Genomic DNA, 938 nt, shown 5'->3' with positions numbered 1-938 from the left:
CCCCGCGCCCGAGTACGGCGCCCCCGAGCACGACCGGCCGCAGGACACCCGCGCGGCCCGCCCGCAGGACGAGGAGACCCGATGACGGACGACGACCGCACCCCCGGCGATTCCGGGACGCCGAACTCCGGGAACGACTGGGGCAGCCGCGAGCCCGCGGCGGGCTCCGGCACGCCGAGCGGAGGCTCGAGCGGCGGCACCGGCCGCGGCGACGGCCCCACCCGCACCGCTCCCCACCGCTCCCGGAGCGTCGGCATCAGCGGCATCGCGAAGAACCGCCGCGGCCTGCTCATCGGCGGCGCGGTCGCGGTCGGCGCGGTCGGCCTCGCCGTCGCCCTCGCGAACGGCGGCCCCTCGACCGACGGCGTCGTCGCCACGGGAGCCGACGGCCAGGACTACGTCATCCCCGAGAACGCCGAGCGCCCCGTCTACGCGAGCCGTGAGGACTGCCTCGCCGACGTGCGGGAGCAGATCGCCCAGCTCCAGGCGCAGGGCGAGGAGGTCGGCGACGACCCCGAGCAGCTGTGCGAGGCGACCGACGAGTACCGCGGGCACTACGCCGGCGGCTTCTGGCTCGGCCCGCTGATCTTCGCGTCCTCGCGCTGGAACTCGACGCGGGCGACCAGCTGGGCGCCCGTCGCGTCCGGTGGCTTCGCGGCCCGCGGAGCGACCCAGCCCGACGTCGTGCAGCGCGCGCCGGCCGGCTCGACCGTCGGCTCGAAGGCGACCCTCTCCGGCGGCTTCGGCTCCTCCGGCAAGTCCGGCTTCGGCTCCACCGTCGGCGGCTGACCGCGGCGCACCTCGGCCCTCGCGCCCGAGACGCGCCGAGGCGTCCGCGCGCCGCCGGGACACCGCTCGCAGGCCGGCGTCTCGACGATCACGGGGACGGCTCGCCGCCGCTCCCTCTCTCAGGAGGAGGGCGTCGCGCTCGGGAAGAA

At 77.4% G+C, this 938-nt stretch carries 1 protein-coding gene; it reads left to right on the top strand.

Going from position 1 to position 938, the window contains the following annotated elements:
* The first annotated feature begins 81 nt into the window (after positions 1-81).
* Entirely contained in the window at positions 82-789 is a 708-nt protein-coding gene (locus C5C50_RS16575; protein WP_104273952.1) for a hypothetical protein, read from the top strand.
* Positions 790-938 lie beyond the last annotated feature (149 nt).

The sequence above is a fragment of the Rathayibacter sp. AY1D9 genome (genome assembly GCF_002932395.1).
In the GTDB taxonomy this organism is placed as follows: domain Bacteria; phylum Actinomycetota; class Actinomycetes; order Actinomycetales; family Microbacteriaceae; genus Rathayibacter.
This window is presented reverse-complemented; position numbering and strand designations above follow the sequence as displayed.

Bases quoted from the DNA above. Each gene is read 5' to 3' on its own strand.
- C5C50_RS16575 (WP_104273952.1), top strand. From the start codon at position 82: ATGACGGACGACGACCGCACCCCCGGCGATTCCGGGACGCCGAACTCC.